The 19,974-nt window shown below is 62.6% G+C and carries 21 protein-coding genes and 2 tRNA genes; 16 read left to right on the top strand and 7 right to left on the bottom strand.

The window, feature by feature from the left end:
• Positions 1-53 precede the first annotated feature (53 nt).
• The 6 genes from murJ (at position 54) to AB8808_RS05600 (ending at position 7,328) form a co-directional block, all read left to right on the top strand.
• Positions 54-1,661, top strand: coding sequence for a murein biosynthesis integral membrane protein MurJ (gene murJ, locus AB8808_RS05575; protein ID WP_369927432.1), 1,608 nt, complete (start codon positions 54-56; stop codon positions 1,659-1,661).
• 100 nt (positions 1,662-1,761) lie between these two features.
• On the top strand, positions 1,762-2,718 hold the full coding sequence (locus AB8808_RS05580) for a bifunctional riboflavin kinase/FAD synthetase (protein ID WP_369927434.1): 957 nt from the start codon (positions 1,762-1,764) through the stop codon (positions 2,716-2,718).
• Between the two features lie 48 nt (positions 2,719-2,766).
• Positions 2,767-5,628, top strand: a complete 2,862-nt coding sequence (gene ileS / locus AB8808_RS05585) for an isoleucine--tRNA ligase (protein WP_369927436.1) — start codon at positions 2,767-2,769, stop codon at positions 5,626-5,628.
• Positions 5,629-5,712: 84 nt separating this feature from the next.
• Positions 5,713-6,219, top strand: a complete 507-nt coding sequence (gene lspA / locus AB8808_RS05590; protein ID WP_369927438.1) for a signal peptidase II — start codon at positions 5,713-5,715, stop codon at positions 6,217-6,219.
• Between the two features lie 48 nt (positions 6,220-6,267).
• Positions 6,268-7,209 carry a 4-hydroxy-3-methylbut-2-enyl diphosphate reductase gene (gene ispH, locus AB8808_RS05595; protein ID WP_369927440.1) on the top strand — a complete coding sequence of 314 codons (942 nt, stop codon included), beginning with the start codon at positions 6,268-6,270 and terminating at the stop codon, positions 7,207-7,209.
• 43 nt (positions 7,210-7,252) lie between these two features.
• A tRNA-Thr gene (locus tag AB8808_RS05600) sits at positions 7,253-7,328 on the top strand.
• A gap of 101 nt (positions 7,329-7,429) precedes the next feature.
• Here AB8808_RS05600 and AB8808_RS05605 read toward each other — a convergent pair.
• A complete protein-coding gene (locus tag AB8808_RS05605; protein ID WP_369927442.1) occupies positions 7,430-7,771 on the bottom strand; it encodes a hypothetical protein in 342 nt (113 codons plus the stop codon).
• A 208-nt stretch (positions 7,772-7,979) separates the two neighbouring features.
• Here AB8808_RS05605 and AB8808_RS05610 point away from each other — a divergent pair, with 208 nt between their 5' ends.
• Complete coding sequence (locus AB8808_RS05610) at positions 7,980-8,381, top strand: hypothetical protein (protein ID WP_369927444.1); 402 nt, start codon at positions 7,980-7,982, stop codon at positions 8,379-8,381.
• A gap of 155 nt (positions 8,382-8,536) precedes the next feature.
• Here the strand turns inward: AB8808_RS05610 and AB8808_RS05615 are convergent, their stop codons facing one another.
• The 3 genes from AB8808_RS05615 to AB8808_RS05625 form a co-directional block, all read right to left on the bottom strand.
• Entirely contained in the window at positions 8,537-8,875 is a 339-nt protein-coding gene (locus AB8808_RS05615) for a cupin domain-containing protein (protein WP_369927446.1), read from the bottom strand.
• A 64-nt stretch (positions 8,876-8,939) separates the two neighbouring features.
• Positions 8,940-9,377 carry a hypothetical protein gene (locus AB8808_RS05620; RefSeq protein ID WP_369927448.1) on the bottom strand — a complete coding sequence of 146 codons (438 nt, stop codon included), beginning with the start codon at positions 9,375-9,377 and terminating at the stop codon, positions 8,940-8,942.
• 101 nt (positions 9,378-9,478) lie between these two features.
• The gene (locus AB8808_RS05625) at positions 9,479-10,243 is read right to left on the bottom strand and encodes an SDR family oxidoreductase (protein WP_369927450.1); all 765 of its coding nucleotides are present in this window, start codon (positions 10,241-10,243) and stop codon (positions 9,479-9,481) included.
• A gap of 111 nt (positions 10,244-10,354) precedes the next feature.
• Between AB8808_RS05625 and AB8808_RS05630 the strand changes: the two genes are divergently transcribed.
• Positions 10,355-10,780, top strand: coding sequence for a winged helix-turn-helix transcriptional regulator (locus AB8808_RS05630; protein WP_369927452.1), 426 nt, complete (start codon positions 10,355-10,357; stop codon positions 10,778-10,780).
• Positions 10,781-10,790: 10 nt separating this feature from the next.
• Here the strand turns inward: AB8808_RS05630 and AB8808_RS05635 are convergent, their stop codons facing one another.
• The 3 genes from AB8808_RS05635 to AB8808_RS05645 all read right to left on the bottom strand — a co-directional run bounded on the left by AB8808_RS05635 (position 10,791) and on the right by AB8808_RS05645 (position 11,742).
• Positions 10,791-11,003: a hypothetical protein gene (locus AB8808_RS05635; protein ID WP_369927454.1), complete on the bottom strand. Its 213-nt coding sequence runs from the start codon at positions 11,001-11,003 to the stop codon at positions 10,791-10,793.
• Positions 11,004-11,186: 183 nt separating this feature from the next.
• The gene (locus AB8808_RS05640) at positions 11,187-11,447 is read right to left on the bottom strand and encodes a hypothetical protein (RefSeq protein WP_369927456.1); all 261 of its coding nucleotides are present in this window, start codon (positions 11,445-11,447) and stop codon (positions 11,187-11,189) included.
• A 115-nt stretch (positions 11,448-11,562) separates the two neighbouring features.
• Complete coding sequence (locus tag AB8808_RS05645; protein WP_036143154.1) at positions 11,563-11,742, bottom strand: hypothetical protein; 180 nt, start codon at positions 11,740-11,742, stop codon at positions 11,563-11,565.
• A 261-nt stretch (positions 11,743-12,003) separates the two neighbouring features.
• Between AB8808_RS05645 and AB8808_RS05650 the strand changes: the two genes are divergently transcribed.
• The 8 genes from AB8808_RS05650 to AB8808_RS05685 all read left to right on the top strand — a co-directional run bounded on the left by AB8808_RS05650 (position 12,004) and on the right by AB8808_RS05685 (position 19,968).
• Positions 12,004-12,402, top strand: coding sequence for a type IV pilin protein (locus AB8808_RS05650; RefSeq protein WP_369931332.1), 399 nt, complete (start codon positions 12,004-12,006; stop codon positions 12,400-12,402).
• Positions 12,399-12,977: a GspH/FimT family pseudopilin gene (locus AB8808_RS05655; RefSeq protein WP_369927458.1), complete on the top strand. Its 579-nt coding sequence runs from the start codon at positions 12,399-12,401 to the stop codon at positions 12,975-12,977. Before AB8808_RS05650 ends, AB8808_RS05655 begins: the two co-directional genes overlap by 4 nt.
• Positions 12,978-12,987: 10 nt before the next feature.
• Entirely contained in the window at positions 12,988-13,452 is a 465-nt protein-coding gene (locus tag AB8808_RS05660; RefSeq protein WP_369927460.1) for a hypothetical protein, read from the top strand.
• A gap of 56 nt (positions 13,453-13,508) precedes the next feature.
• Positions 13,509-14,687, top strand: coding sequence for a PilW family protein (locus AB8808_RS05665; protein WP_369927462.1), 1,179 nt, complete (start codon positions 13,509-13,511; stop codon positions 14,685-14,687).
• A gap of 55 nt (positions 14,688-14,742) precedes the next feature.
• On the top strand, positions 14,743-15,297 hold the full coding sequence (locus AB8808_RS05670) for a pilus assembly PilX family protein (RefSeq protein WP_369927464.1): 555 nt from the start codon (positions 14,743-14,745) through the stop codon (positions 15,295-15,297).
• Positions 15,298-15,406: 109 nt separating this feature from the next.
• Positions 15,407-19,405 carry a pilus assembly protein gene (locus tag AB8808_RS05675; protein ID WP_369927466.1) on the top strand — a complete coding sequence of 1,333 codons (3,999 nt, stop codon included), beginning with the start codon at positions 15,407-15,409 and terminating at the stop codon, positions 19,403-19,405.
• Between the two features lie 54 nt (positions 19,406-19,459).
• A tRNA-Val gene (locus AB8808_RS05680) sits at positions 19,460-19,534 on the top strand.
• A gap of 101 nt (positions 19,535-19,635) precedes the next feature.
• The gene (locus tag AB8808_RS05685) at positions 19,636-19,968 is read left to right on the top strand and encodes a lipid-A-disaccharide synthase N-terminal domain-containing protein (RefSeq protein WP_369927468.1); all 333 of its coding nucleotides are present in this window, start codon (positions 19,636-19,638) and stop codon (positions 19,966-19,968) included.
• Positions 19,969-19,974: the final 6 nt, after the last annotated feature.

Genomic DNA, 19,974 nt, shown 5'->3' on the forward strand with positions numbered 1-19,974 from the left:
CCTCCGCCCGGTCGCCGCTGTCAAACTACCCGTTTAGGCAACCCTCGGCACGGATGAAAACCCCCAGTCTTCTTCGCGGCATGCTGTCCTTCAGCGGCATGACCATGATCTCTCGCGTGCTCGGCCTGGTACGCGACATGGCGATCAACGCGTCGTTCGGTGCCAACGCCGCCACGGATGCCTTCTGGGTGGCCTTTCGCATCCCCAACTTCATGCGTCGCCTGTTCGCCGAGGGCTCGTTCTCCACGGCCTTCGTGCCCGTGTTCACCGAGGTCAAGGAAACCCGGCCGCACGCGGACCTGAAGGACCTGATGGCACGGACATCCGGCACGCTGGGCGGCGTGCTGCTGGTGGTCGTGGCGCTGGGGGTGATCTTCGCGCCGCAGGTCACCGCGCTGTTTTCGCCGGGCGCGGTGGACTCCGCGGGCAAGTTCGATCTCACGGTGGACCTGCTGCGCCTGACCTTTCCCTTCCTGCTGTTCGTCTCGCTCACCGCGTTGAGCGGCGGCGCGTTGAACAGTTTCCACCGCTTCGGCCTGCCGGCGCTCACCCCGGTGATCCTCAATCTGTGCATGATCGCGGGCGCCCTGTGGCTCGCGCCGCGCCTGCAGACGCCGATCATGGCGATGGGCTGGGCGATCCTGGTTGCCGGTTTCCTGCAACTGGTGTTCCAGCTGCCCACGCTGAAACGGCTGGACCTGCTGGCGCTGCCACGCTGGGGCTGGCGCTCGCCGGAGGTGCGCCGGATCATGACGCTGATGGTGCCGACCCTGTTCGGCTCGTCCGTGGCGCAGATCAACCTGCTGCTGGATACGGTGATCGCTTCGCTGCTGATCGCCGGCTCGCAGAGCTGGCTGTCCCAGGCCGACCGCTTCCTCGAGCTGCCGCTGGGCGTGTTCGGGGTTGCGCTGGGCACCGTCATCCTGCCTTCGCTGTCGCGCCACCATGTGGCCACCGACAAGGACGGCTTCTCCCGCGCCCTCGACTGGGGCCTGCGTACCACGCTGCTGATCGCGGTGCCGGCCATGTTCGCCCTGATGATCCTGTCGTTCCCCCTGGTGGCGACCATCTTCCAGCACGGCCGTTTCACGGCGTTCGACACGAAGATGGCGTCGATGTCGATTTCCGCGTTGAGCTTCGGCCTGCCGGCGTTCGCCCTGGTCAAGGTGGTGTTGCCGGCCTTCTACGCCCGCAAGGACACCCGCACGCCGGTCCGCGCGGGCGTGGCCTCGCTGGTGGCCAACATGGTGTTCAACGTCGCTTTCCTGGGCCTGCTGTTTTTCCTCTGGGCCACCCCGGCGCAGAAAGCGGGCTCCTGGATGGCGGCGCTGGCGACCATCCCGGGGCTGCACATGGCACTGGGCATGGCCAGCGCCCTGGCCAGCTACATCAACCTGCTGTTGCTGTGGCGCTGGCTGGGCAAGGCCGGCGTCTATACGCGGCAGCCGGGATGGGGCCGGCACCTGGTCCGCCTGGCGGTGGCCTGCGCCGCGATGATCGTGGTGCTGCTGGTGGGCCTGCACGTGTGGCCGGAGTGGAGCGACGTGGAGAAGTGGGAGAGGGTGGGGCACCTCGCCATCCTGGTCGCCGCCGGCGGTGGCGCCTACGTCACGGCGCTCTTCGCCCTCGGATTCCGCCTGCGCGACCTGCGCGCGCGCTGACGGGCCCGCGCGGCGTTACCGCGTCGCATTGTGCGGCGCAATGGGGCCGCTATACTGGCCCGATGGCTTTTATTCCGCATCGATTCCAGGGCGACCACGCATGACGTTGCAACTGCACCGCGACGTCGACGGCCCGTGCCTCGCCTCCCAGGGCAGCGTCGTGGCGATCGGCGCCTTCGACGGGCTACACCTCGGCCATCAGGCCATCCTTGCCGAAGTGCGCCAGCGCGCCGAGGCCCAGGGTCTGGTCCCCGCGGTCATCACCTTCGAGCCGCTGCCCCGCGCCTTCTTCTCGAAGGAGCCGGTGCCGCGCCTGTCGGGCCTGCGCGAGAAAGCGGAAGGCATGACGGCGGCCGGTATCGACGAACTGCTGTCCCTGCGCTTCGACGAAGCCCTGACCCGGATGTCCGCCGAGGACTTCGTCCGCCGCGTCATCGTGGGCCGCCTGGCCGCCCGTGAGGTGTGGGTGGGCGAGGACTTCCGTTTCGGCCATCGTCGCGGCGGCGATTTCGCCCTGCTGCAGTCGATGGGCGCCGAGCTGGGTTTCACCGCCCATGCCGTGGCGCCGGTCCTCGTGGATGGCGAGCGCGTGTCGTCCACGCGGGTGCGCCAACTGCTGGGCGAAAGCCGTTTCACCGATGCCGCCACCCTGCTGGGTCGTCCGTTCGTCATCGACGGGCACGTGGAGTACGGCAAGCAGCTAGGCCGCACCCTGGGCTATCCCACCGCCAACGTGCACCTTCCCGAGCGGGTCAGCCCCGTGCGCGGCATCTTCGCGGTGCGCATCGGGGTGGGCGAGGGCCCGTGCAGCTGGCCCGGCGTGGCCAGCCTGGGTGTACGGCCCACCGTGAACGAAGTGGCCGAGCCCTTGCTGGAAGCCCACCTGTTCGACTTCTCCGGCGATCTCTACGGCATGCGCATCGCCGTGGAGTTCGTCCGGAAGCTGCGTGACGAAGAAAAATTCGACGGCCTCGACGCCCTGACCGCGCAGATGCGCCAGGACGAGATCGCCGCCCGGCAGGCCCTTGGCATGAACCCCATACTTGTCGATGCATGACGGAACGCGCACGCCGCGCGTCCGCCCCGAAACCCACGGTTGCCAGCGATGACCCAGGATTACAAGAACACCATCAACCTGCCGCAGACGGCTTTCCCGATGCGCGGCGACCTGCCCAAGCGCGAGCCGGGCTGGCTAGCCACGTGGGAGCGCGTGGGCCGGTATGCGCAGATCCAGGCCAAGGCCGCCGATCGCGACAAGGTGTTCGTGCTGCACGACGGCCCGCCGTATGCCAACGGCGCCATCCACCTGGGCCACGCGGTCAACAAGGTGCTGAAGGACGTCGTGGTCAAGTCCAGGCTGATGGCCGGCTACCGCGCGCCTTACGTGCCCGGCTGGGACTGCCACGGCCTGCCGATCGAGATCGCGATCGAGAAGAAGTTCGGCAAGGCGGGCGACAAGCTCAATGCCGCTGAATTCCGGCAGAAGTGCCGCGAGTACGCGATGGCGCAGATCGACCTGCAGCGCGCCGACTTCAAGCGCCTGGGCGTGCTGGGCGACTGGGAAAAGCCGTACCGCACGCTCGATTTCACCTATGAGGCCGACATGATCCGCGCGCTGGCGCGCATCGTCGATAACGGCCACGTGGTCCGCGGCGCCAAGCCGGTCTACTGGTGTTTCGACTGCGGCTCGGCGCTGGCCGAGGCCGAGATCGAGTACGCCGAGCGCACGTCGCCGGCGGTGGACGTGGCCTACGACGCCGTGTACCCGAAGGATCTCGGTGCCGAGTTCGGCGTGGATGTGGGTGACGCCATCGTCGCCGTGCCCATCTGGACCACCACGCCGTGGACGCTGCCGTCCAGCCAGGCGGTGTCGCTGGGTGGCGAGATCGACTACGCCCTCGTCGAGGGCCCGTCGCGCGACGGCAAGCGGGTGCTGCTGGTGATCGCCTCGGCCCTCGTGGAGAAGGCCCTGGCCCGCTACGGCGTGGAAACCACCGGCGGCGTGCTCGGTCGCGTGCAGGGCGCCGTGCTGGAAAACAAGCCGCTGCGCCATCCGTTCTACGACCGGCAGGTGCCGCTGATCCTCGGCGACCACGTGTCGGACGAAGACGGCACCGGTGCGGTGCACACCTCGCCGGACCACGGCGCGGAGGATTTCGCGGTGGGTCAGCACTACGGCATCGGCACGCTCAACTATGTCGACGGCCGTGGCGTCTATCGTTCGGACCTGCCGCTCGCGGGCGATGTCTCGCTGGCGGGCACGCACATCTGGAAGGCCAACGACCAGCTGGTCGACCTGCTGCGTGGTCGTGGCGTGCTGCTGGCCTTCGCCAAGCTCACCCACAGCTACCCGCATTGCTGGCGCCACAAGACCCCGGTGATCTACCGCGCCACGCCGCAGTGGTTCATCGGCATGGAGACCGCCGGCCTGCGCCGCACCGCGCTGGATGCGATCGGCTCCGTGCGCTGGGTGCCGGGCTGGGGCGAAGAACGCATCGGCGGCATGGTGGAAGGTCGTCCCGACTGGTGCATCTCGCGCCAGCGCACGTGGGGCGTGCCGATCACGCTGTTCATCGACAAGAACACCCACGAGCCGCATCCGGACTCTGTCGCCCTGATGGAGAAAGTGGCGCAGAAGGTGGCCCAGGAGGGTATCGACTGCTGGTTCACGCTGGACCCGCGCGAGCTGATCGGCGACGACGCCGACACTTATGAGAAGGTCACCGACGTCCTGGACGTGTGGTTCGATTCGGGAACCAGCCATTTCGCCGTGATCGGCGCGCGTCCCGAGCTGCAGGCCGGCAACGCCAGCGAATACAAGGTGATGTACCTCGAGGGCTCGGACCAGCATCGTGGCTGGTTCCAGTCCTCGCTGCTCACCTCCGCCGCCATCCACGGCCGCGCCCCCTACGACCACGTGCTGACGCACGGGTTCACGGTGGACGCGCAGGGCCGCAAGATGTCGAAGTCGCTGGGCAACGGCATCGAGCCGCAGGACATCATGAAGACCCTCGGCGCGGACATCCTGCGCCTGTGGATATGCTCCACCGATTACCGCAACGAGATGTCGCTGTCGGACGAGATCCTCAAGCGCGTGGCCGACACCTATCGGCGCATCCGCAACACGGTGCGCTTCCTGCTCGGCAACCTCGACGGCTTCGACCCGGACAAGCACCTGCTCGCCACGGACGCCTGCCTCGACCTGGATCGCTGGGCCGTGCAGCAGGCCGCCGATACGCAGGCCGCGATCGTCGCGGCCTACGAGCGCTACGATTTCCCGGAGATCGTGCAGCGCGTGCAGAACTTCTGCACCAACGAACTGGGCGCGCTGTACCTGGATATCACCAAGGACCGGCTCTACACGATGCCGACCGACAGCCGCGGCCGCCGCAGCGCGCAGAGCGCGATGTACCGCATCGCCGAGGCCATGCTGCGCTGGCTGACGCCGATCGTGACCTTCACGGCGGAAGAGGCCTGGGCGCAGCTGCCGGGCACGCGCGAAGAGTCGCCGCTGTTCGAGACCTGGTACGAGGGCCTGGACGCGCGCCAGGACGCCGAGACGCGCGGCTGGTGGAGCCAGTTGCTGGCTATCCGCGAGACGGCGTCCCGCGTGCTCGAGGGTATGCGCAAGGTCGGCCAGATCGGTGCCTCGCTGGATGCCACGCTCACGATCCACGCCGACAAGGCCACCCAGGTGGCGCTGGCGGCGTCGGCGAGCGAGCTGCGCTTCTTCTTCATCACCTCCGACGTGGCGCTGGCGGACCTGGACAGCCGCCCGGCCTCGGCGGAGCGGGTGGAGCTGGACGGCGCGGAGGTCTACGTGTCCGCCGCTGTCAGCGATGCAGCCAAGTGCATCCGCTGCTGGCACCACCGCCCCGATGTCGGGGTCGATCCGGCGCACCCGGAGATCTGCGGTCGCTGCGTGGACAACGTGACGGGGCAGGGCGAGGATCGCCGCTGGTTCTGAGGGCGTCCTTTTGCCCCGCACGCACCACCCGCGTCGCCGTGCCGGCGGCGCGGACTGCTTCGCCTTCGCTGACTGGCCTTACGCATGACCGCACGCCCCCAACCCAATGCCCTTTCCTGGCTGTGGCTCGCCGCGGCGATGATCGTGCTCGACCAGCTCACCAAGTGGTGGGCGCTGGCCGCGCTGCAGCCGGCCGAGACACCGCACCCGGTGATACCCGGCATCCTCAACTGGACGCTGACCTTCAACACCGGCGCGGCCTTCAGCTTCCTGGCCGATAGCGCGGGGTGGCAGCGCTGGTTCTTCGTGCTGCTGGCCGCCGTCATCAGCATCACGCTGACGGTCTGGCTGGCGCGCACGCCACGTCGCGACTGGCGGACGGCGCTACCGCTGGCCCTGATCGTCGGCGGCGCGCTGGGCAACGTGGTCGACCGCGTCCATGCGGCCAAGGTCACCGATTTCATCCAGGTGTTCCTGGGCAGCTACCCGTTCCCGGTGTTCAACGTGGCCGATTCCGCTATCAGTGTCGGCGCGGTGGCCCTGATCGTGTTCAGCCTGTTCAGCGGCCCCGACAAGCCGACCGTGCGATAATCGTCGTGTCCGGCCGCCCGGCGGCCATCGCTCCTACCGAGGTCCCCCTTGGACATCCTGCTCGCCAATCCCCGTGGTTTCTGCGCCGGCGTCGACCGCGCCATCGCGATCGTGGAGCGCGCCCTGGAGTCGTACGGCGCCCCGATCTACGTCCGCCATGAAGTGGTCCACAACCGCTTCGTCGTCGAGCGCCTGCGCGCCGATGGCGCCGTGTTCGTCGAGGAACTGGACGACGTACCCGACGGCTCCACCGTGATCTTCAGCGCCCACGGCGTGCCCAAGGCCGTCCGTGAGGAAGCCGACCGCCGCGGCCTCAACGTGTTCGACGCCACCTGCCCGCTGGTCACCAAGGTGCATATGGAAGTGGCGCGCCTGGGCCGCGCCGGCCACGACGTCATCCTCATCGGCCATGCCGGGCATCCCGAGGTGCAGGGCACGATGGGCCAGTGGAACCGCGCCAACGAGGGCCGCATCTACCTGGTCGAGTCCGTGGAAGATGTCGCCGAGCTGACGCCGTCGCAGCCCGACAAGCTGGCCTTCGTCACCCAGACCACGTTGTCCGTGGACGACACCATCGCCATCATCGCCGCGCTGCGGGCGCGCTTTACCGCCATCGAGGGCCCGCGCAAGGACGACATCTGCTACGCCACCCAGAACCGGCAGGACGCCGTGCGCCGCCTGGCGGACGCCGTGGACCTGGTGCTGGTGGTGGGCTCGATCAACAGCTCCAACTCCAACCGCCTGAAGGAGCTGGCCGAGAAGCAGGGCGTCACCTCCTACCTGATCGACGGCGCCGAGCACATCCAGCGCGAATGGCTGGAGGGTCGCACCCGCATCGGTGTCACGGCGGGCGCTTCCGCACCGGAGAAACTGGTCCAGGAAGTGATCGCCCGGCTGCAGTCGTGGGGCGCGGGCACCGTCCGCGAACTGGACGGCGAGGCCGAGAACATCACCTTCGCATTGCCGAAGGAACTCCGCCTGGCCGGTTGAGGACTTGCACCCAGGCCCAACCTTCCCTAGAATTCCGCTTTCCGCCGGGATAGCTCAGTTGGTAGAGCGCGTCATTCGTAATGATGAGGTCGTAGGTTCGATTCCTATTTCCGGCACCAAGTACTTATCCAGGGCCGTCTATAAGACTCCATGGAATGCATCTGAACCCGCCTCACAGCGGGTTTTTTTGTGCCTGGCCCTCGGTCGCCCATGGCATGGTCTACCACCCCATGTCGAAGGCCATGGCATCGCAGAAGAACAACCGTCCGGAACTGGTCGAGGCCATTCGCCCCGCCATCTGAATCTCTTGGCAGGTGCGTGGATCGCTCATCCAGCCCCTCGGCTTTAAAAGCACGTGCTCGATATGCCCAGCGAAAAGCGAATCGATGTGTGAGCCGTCGAGCATCGCTTGCAGCTTTCTGGCTGTTACTGACCGCCCGAGGTACACCGCTTGTGCCTGCCGAGTGGATACGTCATCAGCCTCCAGCTGATCTATCAGGGCTTTGAGGTTGGCGCGGCGGGCAGTTTGTATGGGCATATCGATAGATACGGCGGTCGCCATTTTCTGGATGCATGCGGCGGAAGGGCTCGACTCGCCCGATCCGGGGCGCACCTGACGAGCGCGTCGCCTTTGCCACCTTGTGTCCTGGCTCGGCGGAAAGTGGCCCTTTTTCGGCAAGGCTTGAATAAGTTACCTTTAAAATCAAAGGCTTGGATTTGGCGCGCGTGATGCTTCCCGATATTCAGTGGGTTCCTAAGGGGGAAGGCACATGCTCCGTCAACAATTTCAGCAACGGATAAACGCAGGCAGGGCGTTCGACGATGCGCTCCAGATATCCGATGGCGCTGCCGACGACGTATGGGCGGCTCTGTTTGGCCGTCTATCGCCGGTGGGGCGTCATCACGCGCTATCGCGCAGGGCCTTTGAACTCTTCCTTGCGCTTAAGTCCGAAGACGTTATCCAAGCCAGTGCCCATTCGTTCGCATTGCGCGAGATGGCAGCAGATCGAGGGTTTGGTGAAACGCGCGAAGCGATAGAGGGGCTGCAAGCTGCATTGCTGCGGAGCGAACGGTGCAACGCTGCGTCCGTTCAGCGCGCATGCTCATATGCGGTCCGGATCATGGTGCGGGACGGCTTGATCAGCTACGTATCTACGTCGAAAACCTCATAGAAACTCGGGTTTTCGACCGCCCTGATGACCAGCATTATCAGTCTTGTTTACGACTGGCTGGGCACGGAGCCGCGCCCCCTTAGTATTCGCCGGTAAAGATGGCGTCACCCATAAAGGCAGCTTACGGACATTCCGAATCATGGCCCCCGATATAACTACACGCTACCGGCGGTCTCTATGACTAGGATGCGCGCCTCGCCGATCGGGTGAGCTACATGCTCTGTACCAACCGACGCATAGAACACGTCGCCTGTTTCGAGGGTGACTGATTTTTCTACCCCGTGCTCCCGGTAGAGCATCCGGACGCAACCATCGAGCACGGCAAAGACCTCTTCACCGTCGTTGACATGCCATTTATACGGCTGATCCGTCCAGTGAAGCCTGGTAGTGATGCCTCGCATATTGGCGATATCCAGGGCTCCCCAGGCTTTCGACGCTACAAAGTCTTTGCTGCGGATAATTTTCACGATGAATACTCTCGGAGTGCGGTCCATCAGGTGGGCCTGCGCGCAGGTCCATGATAACCACGCTTGAGCTATCGCCGCCGGCAACGCCCACTCAAGCCGCCATTCGCACATCGCACGCCAGATACCGCAACCCGATCGACAACGCCATGTCATACCCGGCCATCGTGTCGCCCGGCACCACCACGCTCACCAGCGACGGATGCGACGGGACCAGTGCCGACGCGTCGGAGGCGTCGCTGTCATCGTGCATCTCGATGTAGGGCACATGCAACGCCGCCAGCGCATCGCGTAGCGGCCCTACATCACAGGCGGGTACCTCGTCGGCATCGACATCCAGTAGCACCAGCTGCGCATGGTCGGCGGGGGAGTGATCCAGTTGCAGCACCACGTCGTGGAAGTCGCTGCATGGACGCCAGAGTAGGTCCGTGCCGGCGGCCTGCGCGCGGTCCCACAGGCGACACATGGCCTCGTCGGCCAGGGTGGTGTGCGCTGCGCCGTGGCGCGGACCCGTGATCACGACGATCGACATTGCCGGTGACTCCATGAAAGGGAGGCCAGTATCCGGCGACGATGCGTAAAAACGCTGCGCTACCCGGGCGCTTTCCGGGTAACGCTGTCGTAAAGATGCCGTCAGGGCGCGTGCTTCGCCATCTGGTCGTTGAACTGCCGGAAGAAGGCCTCGAAGTTGCCGCTGGCTTCGGCGAAGCGCAGTGGCTTGACCCGCTCGACCAGGATCTCGTGGGCGTCCGGCTGTGACTCGATCAGCCCCATCACTTCCGCGATGAACGCGTCCAGCGGCATGGCATTCGGGTCGTTCTTCTGCTGCTCGCCCATCAGTTCGGTCTGCACGTAGGGCGGCACCAGTTCCATTACCTGCACGTTGCTGTTCCGCAGCTGGTAGCGCAACGAGTTCGAGTACGAGTGGATCGCCGCCTTGGTGGCGCAATAGGTCGGCGTGAGCGAGAGCGGGGTGAATGCCAGGCCGGAGGACACCGTCATCACCGTCGCCTTCGGCTGCGCCAGCAAATGGCCGATCAGCGCGGCGTTGAGGCGGATGGGGCCCAGCAGGTTGGTGGCGATGGTGGCCTCGGCGGTATCCGTGGCGCCTTCCGTTATGTCCTCGGGCCGCATGATGCCGGCGTTGTGGATCACCACATTGAGCGCGGGATGCTCACGGGTGAGCCGTTCCGCGAACCCCCCGATGGAAGAGGGGTCCTCGATATCGAGCAAGGTGGAGGCCATGCCGGGGTTGGCGGCGGTGGTCTCGTCCAGCGCGGCCTGACGACGCCCCGCGATCACGACCCGGTTGCCGCGCGCATGGAAAGCCTCGGCCAGGGCGCGACCGATGCCGGAGCCGCCGCCCGTGATGAGAATGGTGTTGCCCTGAATATCCATGGGTCGCCTAGCAGTGAATAGGTAAGGCCAAGGCTAGAACCATCACTCTCCCATGGAAAGTAGGCTCCGGAATGTTCCATACTTACCGAACGGTAACCAAGGGTTCGCTCCATGTCGTCGCCAACGCCGCGCAAGCCCCACTACGACGAGCCCTGCCGCGCCCTGGGCGAGCAGCGCACCGATGCCGCACTGGATGCGCTGGTGCGCGACATCATCGGTCGCATTGCCGATCAGTGGACCATGCTCTGCCTGGAGGTGCTGGCGGACCACGGCCGCCTGCGCTTCGGTCGCCTGGCCCAGCTCATCGGTGACGTCAGCCAGAAAATGCTGACCAAGACACTGCGCCAGATGGAGGCCGATGGACTGGTCACTCGCACCGTGTATCCCGTGGTGCCGCCCCGCGTGGAATACGAGCTGACGCCGATAGGCCTGAGCCTGGGCGCGGCATTCTGCGGGGTGTGGCTGTGGGCGGAAGAGCACCACGATGCCATCGTCGCGTCACGTGCTGCCTTCAAGGCGCGGCAGACGGACGACTGACGACCTCTGCTCAATCCCGCAGCAGGCCGAGCAGGTCGTTGGCTTCGCCTTCGGAGACGTGATCCGCCTCGACGTGGAACATCACGGAGCCGCCGGTGCTGAGGTTGCAGAGGTGCTCGACCTCGTCGCGCCGAAACTGGCCGCTGAGAACATCGCCGATGGCACAGGAGCCTTCCTCGACGGCCCCTACGGCGAACCCATCCTCGATTTCCACCAGGGCCATTTTCAACTCGGGGTGGTACCACATCACTACGCCTCGCACACCGCCTCCCGGCGAACCCTCGGAAGCCTCGGACAGGCAGTCGGGTCGCTCGGGTACCTTTCTATCGGTGGAGGCTTCGGACCCTTGCGCCGAATCGGCAGCCGGAACGGCAGATCCTTCAACCACCTGCGGCGGTCCAGCGCATCAGGCGGCCGACAGGCGCGCGAGCACGGCCGGGCTGGGCGGTGCCAGATGACCCAGCGCGGCGGGCGGCAGGAAACGCCAGTCGGTCAGGCGGCGCGGCAGGCGAACGTCGCGGCAGATCTCGCGCAAGCCGACCATGGCCGCCTCGGCTGTCTCGAACCGGCCCAGCTCGATGGTGTCGCGCAGCGCGCGCCAGCGATGACCGTGGCGGACGATGCGAAAGATGGCGTTGGCGGCCGTGAAAACGTATTGCGCTAGCACTGGGACACTCCTTCAGAACCCCGCCATTGTCTCCGCCAATCCGTGACCGCTTCGTTATCCCAACGCTACGGCGCGATGTCGGCAGGGGGCGCGGCGAAGCCCGGGGCTCAGCTGACTAGGGAGCCTTGGCGGGGACAAAGGGCGACACCGGGTCGCTGCCGTCCATGCTTTCTTCGAGGGCATGGTCGAGATTCTCGCTGGCCTTGTCCTTGCGGGACTGCTTCTCTGCGTCGGTCTCGGGGTGCGTGGGCTGGCCGTGATCGGGGTGGGTGATGTCCTGGCGGTCGTGGGTCATGGCGAATTTCCTCAAAGTGGTTCCGCGCCATGTAAGGCCACATGACGTGAACTCGCCGTACCCGGCGCGTCGCCTGTCCATAACAGCGACGCCCCAACCGCTCATCGGCAAAATACTCCCGTTCGTCTAGCCGTGCTTGGCTTGCTTGTAGGCCGAAGGTACGTTGGGCTCACGGATTTATCTGTTTTTGGGGGCATCGTGAAGCAACGCATCCTGTCGCGGGATACCCGCGCGTCGTCGGGTTTTACCCTGATCGAACTCATGATCGTGGTGGCGATTATTGCCATCCTCGCGGCGATCGCGATTCCGATGTATCGCGACTATCTGACTCGGTCCAAGTTGACGGAGGCGCAGAATTTGCTATCCGACTATCGGACCAAGATGGAGCAGTACTTCCAGGACAACCGTTCATACGTTTCCTCAGGCACTACCTGCGGCGCGCCGCTTCCGAGTGCTGCGAGCAATTTCTTTACATACACATGCCTCGGAAGCTCAACGACCTACACCGCCACGGCGACGGGCATTGCCGGTAAGGGGGCGGATAACTTCGCTTTCACCATCGACCAGACGAATACGCGGATCACCACCAAGGTGCCACCGAAGTGGGTCTCGCCGACCACGAATTGCTGGGTGGTACGAAAGTCAGGCGACTGCACATGAAGCGGGCGAGCGGCTTCAGTCTGGTCGAGTTGCTGATCACGATCACCATCGTGGCGATTCTCGTAGCACTTGCCGTACCGAACTACCGTATTTGGATAGCTAACACGCGCGTGCGTAGTGCAGCCGAGTCCATTCAAAATGGCATCCGACTTGCACGCAACGAAGCGACTCAGCGAGGCGTCAATGTCCGCTTCGAGCTGACATCGACCGATACCACCTGGCAGGTCTGTCAACTCGCGACAACGGCGACGGCGTGCGATACCAGTGTCCCGACCAGCATCATCGAGGTTCATGCCGCGGGCGAAACCGCCGGAGTAATCGTATCCACGAGCAAGACGGTCGCTGCATTGACCAATTTTTCTCCTGTGACGGGCAGCCCCCCTGGCGGGATAACCTTTACGCCGCTCGCGCGTCCGCTCAGTTCAGACTTTGGCAGCAACGCGCTTATTCGTATCGATACATCTTCGAGTGCGGCGGGTACACGAAGGCTTGCCACCACCATAAGCGCGGGTGGATCGATTCAGATGTGCGACGCCGGTCTTTTGCGCAGCACTGCCGCAAACGGTTGTTCTTGAAGGTGTGCTCATGAAACGTCTCAGACCGCGCGATGGCGACTATTCCGGCTTCGTGATGATCGATGCGCTGATCGCCATTCTTATTTTTTCCGTAGGCGTGATGGGTTTGCTGGCTGTACAGGCGAATGCAACGCTGCTGGCGGCCGACGCGAAATACCGTACCGATGCAGCCTTGCAGGCGGATCGCCTCGTGGCTCAGATGTGGACGTCCGACACATCCACACTTATTGCAAACTTCCAGGGCAACGCCAGCGCGCCAAATGCTCCCGCGTATGCCGCCTGGGTCAAGCAGATCGACTGCAGTCAGACACAGGCGTCGACCAACTGTCTGCCAGGCGTCACCGGCAACCCTCCAACGGTGGCCATTACGTCGGCAGGCATGGTCACGATCACCGTGCGGTGGAAGAGCCCTAACGCTGTGGATACGGATCCGGTTCACCAATACGTCACCGTCACCCAGATCGATCGCACATGAGAAGAAGGTCAGGGAGTATGCACAGGTCACATCGCGGTGCGGTACGGGGTCGCAACGTGTCTGTTGCTGGATTTTCGCTGGTCGAGCTCATGGTCGGCATCGTGATCAGCATTATCTGCACGCTCGGCATCATGTCGGCGTTCGCGGCGTTCGAGTCGCAGAAGCGCACAACGACGGCCGGCAGCGACGCGCAGCAGAATGGCAGCTTCGCCGCCGTTGCGCTGGAACGCGAAATCCGCACCGCTGGCAGCGCGCTAGTGCAAGGTAAAAACTACGGTGTATGGGGTTGTGCGATTACGGCCTATTCGCAATCGACCAAGCGCCTCCCTCGCACCAGTGCTTTGGCAGCACCTTTTGCCAACTGGCCGTTGACGACGCTGGCCACCCCCATTCTTATTGCGAGCGGAGGTGCCACAAATCCTGACGTTATCGGGATTGTCCGGGGTAACCCTTCCCTAAGAGTTTTTAAAACCAACGTGACGTCCACCTCCGGGTCGAACGTAGTGGTGGATAACGCCTTTGGTTTTTCGGCGGGCGATTACGTACTTATTTCCGACAAAAGCGGTTCGTGCACGCTGGGCAAGGCGCAGAGTGTCACGATCGGGTCAGGTACGGGCACGATCGCACTGACATCCGGCGACGCGCCTTCGGGGGGCTTCGTCGGTACGTATACCGGTTCTGCCTACCTCATGGATTGGGGTGTTGACCCGGCGGTCACTCTTTTCGGTGTCGATGCCACGACCAACTCGCTGGTCTCCTACGATCTTCTGCAGCGGTCCGCGACCAGTTCGGCTGCCGTGCTCGCAGTTCCGATTGCTGACAGCGTCGTCAACATGAAAACGCTATACGGTGTCGACGACGGGGCAGGCACGGGACATGTGGCGGGCGATGGGATCATCGACGAGTGGGTGCAGCCGTCAGGCGCCACGTGGGGTATTGCTGCACTCAGTCCTGCACCGGACACGCCGGCAGCTGTTCTGGCGCGGGCGCAAATTCTCGCCGTGCGTGTTGCTGTCGTCGTCCAGAGCCGGCAGATGGAACGTGCGGCCCCGGCTACCGCCGCGTCGGTTCAGGGTGCCGCTTACATCGGCTACACCGGCGCGACGACGCTTACGCTGTTTCCGGATCAGGCAACAGCCAACCAGTACACGATTACCACGTCGTCGAGCTATCGCTACAAGGTTTACGATATGGTCATACCTATTCGCAACAATTACATCACGAAATACTTTTGAGGTGGGTATGCGTAGGTCGAAGGTATTCCGCAGTGGCCCTTCGCGACAGCGCGGTATGGTCGCCACGCTTATCGCTCTCATTGTGCTCATCGTGACCTTGCTTGCTGTGGTTGCACTCATGCATTCGGTCGATACGTCTAACTCGGTGGCAGGCACCCTTGCATTTCGACAGGCCGCGCTGCAAGAGGCTGAGCGCGCCTATGGTGCGGTCAGGTCGCTTGCGGTCTATGCGCCCCCGACAAGTGATAACGACGATACGACCATTGGTTATTACTCATCGGTACAGACGGCTTCCGAGGTCCGGCCCGACTTGCCCAAGGCAATTTACGATCCGGACTATTCGAAGATCCACTTACTTTCTGATTCAACGGTGACTTCGAGTAACAAGGTTTACTACATGATCGAGCGCCTGTGCCCCACTACGGGTCCGGCAACCCTTACGACATGCATTGTTCCCGGTAAGGCGTTGACGGGAGGCACCAGTTCCAATACGACCAGCGACCCTGGTATCCCCTTCAATACGACGGGTTCGGCCGCGGCGTACAGGTTGAGTATAAGGGTGGAAAGCGCGAAGAATTCGGTGGCCTTCGTCCAGACGATTCTTCGGTAACTCGCGAGCCTGGACGAAACGTGCGAAGTCGGCCAGACAGGTAGTGACGGCATCCGGCGCTTGCCGGTCTTTGCGAAAAACTTCGGGCCGTGTGCCCTACGGAACAGCTATGCAGACCTCGAAGCGATTCATTTCCGATCTTCGCCGTATTCTGGCGTCAGTCATGGTCGTCGCCGCTGTTGTGGGTGGCATCGCTTCAGCCGCTACATCCAGTGGCACGTCGCTGTCCGACCTGCCCTTGTACAGTGCGTCCAATGTGCCTGCAAACCTGATGCTCGCGCTCTCGGTTGAGTATCCAACGGCCGTCGTTGCGGCCTACAAGGATGCGCAAGGCATTCCTTACGTCTACACCGACAGTAATGGCGTAGTGCAGTCCCTCACCGGCTGCAATGGTGGCGGCATTTGCTATTACCCCGCGATGCGATATCTGGGCTACTTCGATAATGCAAAGTGCTATTCATACGATGGTTTGAATGGCTATTTCACGCCTGTAAAGGTCGCCTCGGACTGTACGGGGTACTGGAGCGGCAACATGCTCAACTGGTCACTGATGACGTCCCTGGACGAGTTTCGTCAGGCGCTGACGGGCGGCGCGCGTTCCGTAGATACCGTCGGTACGACGGTACTTGTGCGCTCGAAGCTGGGTAGTCAAAGCAGTGCGGGTAACTTCCCTGATCGTCAGCTCAACGCGAAATCCAACGTTTCTCCGTCGACAGTGGTCGGTGATTCGGACCTCAGTGGGCAATCGACGCTGTATATTCGCTCTTACAATCAGGGAACACAGTTCATAGTGTCGACCGCTTCTGACTTTTCTCAGAAAGATGCCACGAAGCAGAAGGTTTTCAACGCGCAAGTGAAGGTTTGCGTGCCGACGCTGCTAGAGGCCAACTGCAAGGCCTATGGCAGTAATTACAAGCCAGAGGGTCTTATTCAGCAGAATTTTGAGCGTATACGCGTCGGTGCATCAGCGTATGCTTACCAATTCACTTCGACCAATGCGGACTATCCAAACGGTGCGATTCGCGCGTTATTGCACGATAACGGACCGACGACCTACAACGGAAATGGTGCGCGGCAGGCTAATACCAAGGCGGAATGGAGCTCGGTCGATGGAACGTTCTATAGCAACCCGACGTCCACCGAAGGTTTGACAGCGGCGGGCTCAGCGCCTACGGATTCCGGCGTCATCAATTATCTCAACAAGTTCGGTAACACGAACAACTACGAGCGATATGACACCATCGCCGATCTGTATTGGGCGACGCTTGCTTACTATATGCATGTGCCCCTGGCCGACGCCTATACTTCTTCTGTTACATCGGCCAACTCGCTTGATACGACATTTCCTGTTTTCAAGGGTCGGCCGGATTCAAGCGGGGTATGGGATACGAACGATCCCATGGCATATACGTGCCAGAGTAATGCGATCCTGATGATCGGTGACTCCCACACGCATTGCGATTCGGGTGTTCCTACTTCTACAGGCGCCATCGGTAATAGCGGCACTTGCGGTACCGTCAATCGCACCACGCTTCCCGTGGTCAATGGTGCCGACGCCGGGAAGTACGTCAATGCACTAGGCAATCTGCCGCTTATCGAAGCAGATCCTTCAACCAGTACGGCTGCCAGCAAGACGATGGCTCAATTGCAGGGAACCACTGCTCTGGCCTCAATTGCCGAGCCGGGTGCCGGCACTGATTCCACCTATAACATGGCGGGCCTGGCGTACTTCGCACATACGCAGGATATTCGCACCGACGGCACATTTACCGGTAAGCAGACGGTAGATACATACGTGGTCGACGTTATGGAACCTACGACCTACTCTGGCGCGACGAAGAACGAGATTTTTAGCCTGGCCAGTGCTGCTGGGAACCACGGCCCAAACATGTACTGGCTCGCAGCCAAATATGGCGGCTTCAACGACATCAACGGCGACGGGCGCCCCGCAAATTTTTTAACCTGGCACACCAATACGTCCACTCAGGACGCCAAGGATCTGCGCCCTGACAATTACTTTATCGGTAATCGGCCAGACCTGATCGTGGCCGGCTTGGCGTCGATCTTCAGCAATGTTTCTTCAACAAAGTCGCTGAGCGCCGCAGGTCCGAGCGTCTCGCCTACGCGCGTGCTTTCCAATGTTGCCGCCAATACGGCGCCCTATAATTCACCGCAGGCGGGCTTTCCTACCTACAACACCAGCTATTTGCCCGGCGTCTGGACAGGCGACGTCAATGGCTACGTTGCTTCCGCTGCTGTTGGAGCCAATGTTTCACCGGTCGCCAATGGCAACCAGTGGAGTGCCGCAGGCCAGCTCTTGTTGATGTCGAGCTACGTGAGTTCGGACGGAACGGTGAAGGGGTGGCGCGATCTTCGTCGTATCGCGACGATGAAGGCTGGTGCTGGCGTCTCCTTCACCTGGAGCGATTTGTCGAATGGTCAAAAGACGGCCTTGCGCAATGATTCCAGCCTTCTCGACTATCTTCGCGGTGACCGCAGCAATGAAGGGACCAAGTTTCGAGTTCGCAGCGGTCTGCTCGGTGACATCGTCAACTCACAGGCGACGTTGGTGCAGGCGGCGCTGAGTAATCAATACGTCGATTCGTCCAATCCCGGTTATCGAGCTTTTGTCGCATCGGTCGCCAATCGTGCGCCGGTTACCTACGTGGGTGCCAACGACGGCATGATGCACGCATTCGCTGCGGATTTTTCGTCGACGCCTACAGGCGTCACGTTCGGTGGCGGTGGACAGGAGCTTTGGGCATATGTGCCCTCTTTCCTGTTCAATGGTCCGAGCAATGCCGATGTCGACGGTCTGGCTGCGCTCAGCAATCTGAAAGGCGTGACGGCCAATGCTTACTCCCACCACTTCTATGTCGATCAGACGCCGCAGGTAGCAGATGTCGACTTTGCTTGGACGTCCACCACGTCGGCCAAGCAAGGCACCCGAGGTACCACGCCGGACTGGCGCACGCTGCTCGTCGGCGGCGTGGGTAAGGGGGGTAAGGGTTTGTATGCTCTCGATGTGACGCAGGTGCCGTCAGTCATCGGTAATGCTGGGCCCTCCATGGGCGATATAAAGAGCAAGGTGCTTTGGGAATTCACTGATCCCAATCTTGGCTACACCTATGCGCGCCCGTTGGTGGTGAAGACACGCAAGTACGGTTGGGTGGTGCTGGTGACGTCGGGTTACAACAATGCGGATGGCAAGGGTTATCTTTTCATTCTCAATGCGAAGACCGGTCTGTTGCTTGAGACGATGAACACGACGATCGGTAGTACGACCTCGCCGATTGGGTTGGCCAGGCCCTCTGCGTTCACGCAGGACATCTCGGACAACACGATCGAGCAGGTCTATGCAGGCGATCTGCAGGGCAATGTATGGCGTTTCGATCTTTCCATGAGCGGAGACGGTAGCTATCCTGCGCCGGTTGTTCTTGCCACGCTCAAGGATAGCTCCGGTGTCGCGCAGCCCATCACTACGGCGCCGCGTATTGAAACCGACTTCTCGGCATCCGGCGTGGATACGCGTCGCTGGGTGTTCGTGGGTACCGGTAAATTCCTCGATACGAGCGATCTTACCGATACACAGGTGCAATCGATGTACGCATTGCGCGACGGTTCGGGCGCTGCACCAAGCACGGCGGTGACGCCGATCACTCGTGCAATGTTGGCGAAGAACGATCTGAACACCAACCTGAATCTTCAGGACAGCAGTAGTGGTTGGTTCTACGACCTCTCGGGCAAGGCGGCGGGCACGGGCGGTGCGACCGAACGCATTGTCGTCGACCCGGATGCCGTGGCGGGAATCTTTGCCATCAACTGGGGCACCCTTATCCCTACGACCGATCCGTGTTCGCTCAAGGGTGCGGTCTATTCATCGACCTTCGCCTCCGGCTTGAGCAATCTCTTGGGTTCGGACGGCAAGCCGAGGACGTTTATCCCGACGGACAGCGCCATCACGAACCTTCAGGCCGTACAGCTCCCAACGGGTGAGTTCGTACTTCTCTACGGCCAGACCTCGGGCCTGCCGGCTACAGCGAACATGCAAAGTGGCAGTGCGACTAATGGTGTGACCCGTGCCAACTGGCGAGAGATCCTGAATTGAGTCGGTCGGAGGATTGACGGTGGGCAGGGCGTCTCGTAGAATGCCCCGCTCGATGGGCGGTTAGCTCAGCGGTAGAGCACTGCCTTCACACGGCAGGTGTCACAAGTTCGATCCTTGTACCGCCCACCACTCGATACCCTGAAAACCCGGCCTAGCGCCGGGTTTTCTTTTGGTTTCCCCTCCGCTCCCCGCCGGTACAATGCGCCGGTCGCCGCCCCCCGGATACCGCCATGCACCAAGCGCTCGCCGACCTTTACATGCTGACCCTCACGCCCTGGAAGCTGATCGGCCTCCTTGGCACCATCCTGTTCACCGCGCGCTGGTTCGTGCAGTTCTATGCCACGAAGAAGAACAAGCAGGTGACCGTGCCGATGTCGTTCTGGTACCTCTCGGTCTGCGGCAGCGTCCTTACCCTGGCGTATTTCATCTGGGGCAAGAACGACTCGGTGGGCATCATCCAGACCGCCTTCCCGATGCTGGTGTCGTTCTACAACGTGTTCGCTCACCTGAAGCATCGCAACGCGAAGGAACAGGTGCAGCCGGGCGGCCCGGAAGAGAGCTGACCCGGT

This window comes from Xanthomonas sp. NCPPB 2632, assembly GCF_041228075.2.
GTDB lineage: Bacteria > Pseudomonadota > Gammaproteobacteria > Xanthomonadales > Rhodanobacteraceae > Luteibacter.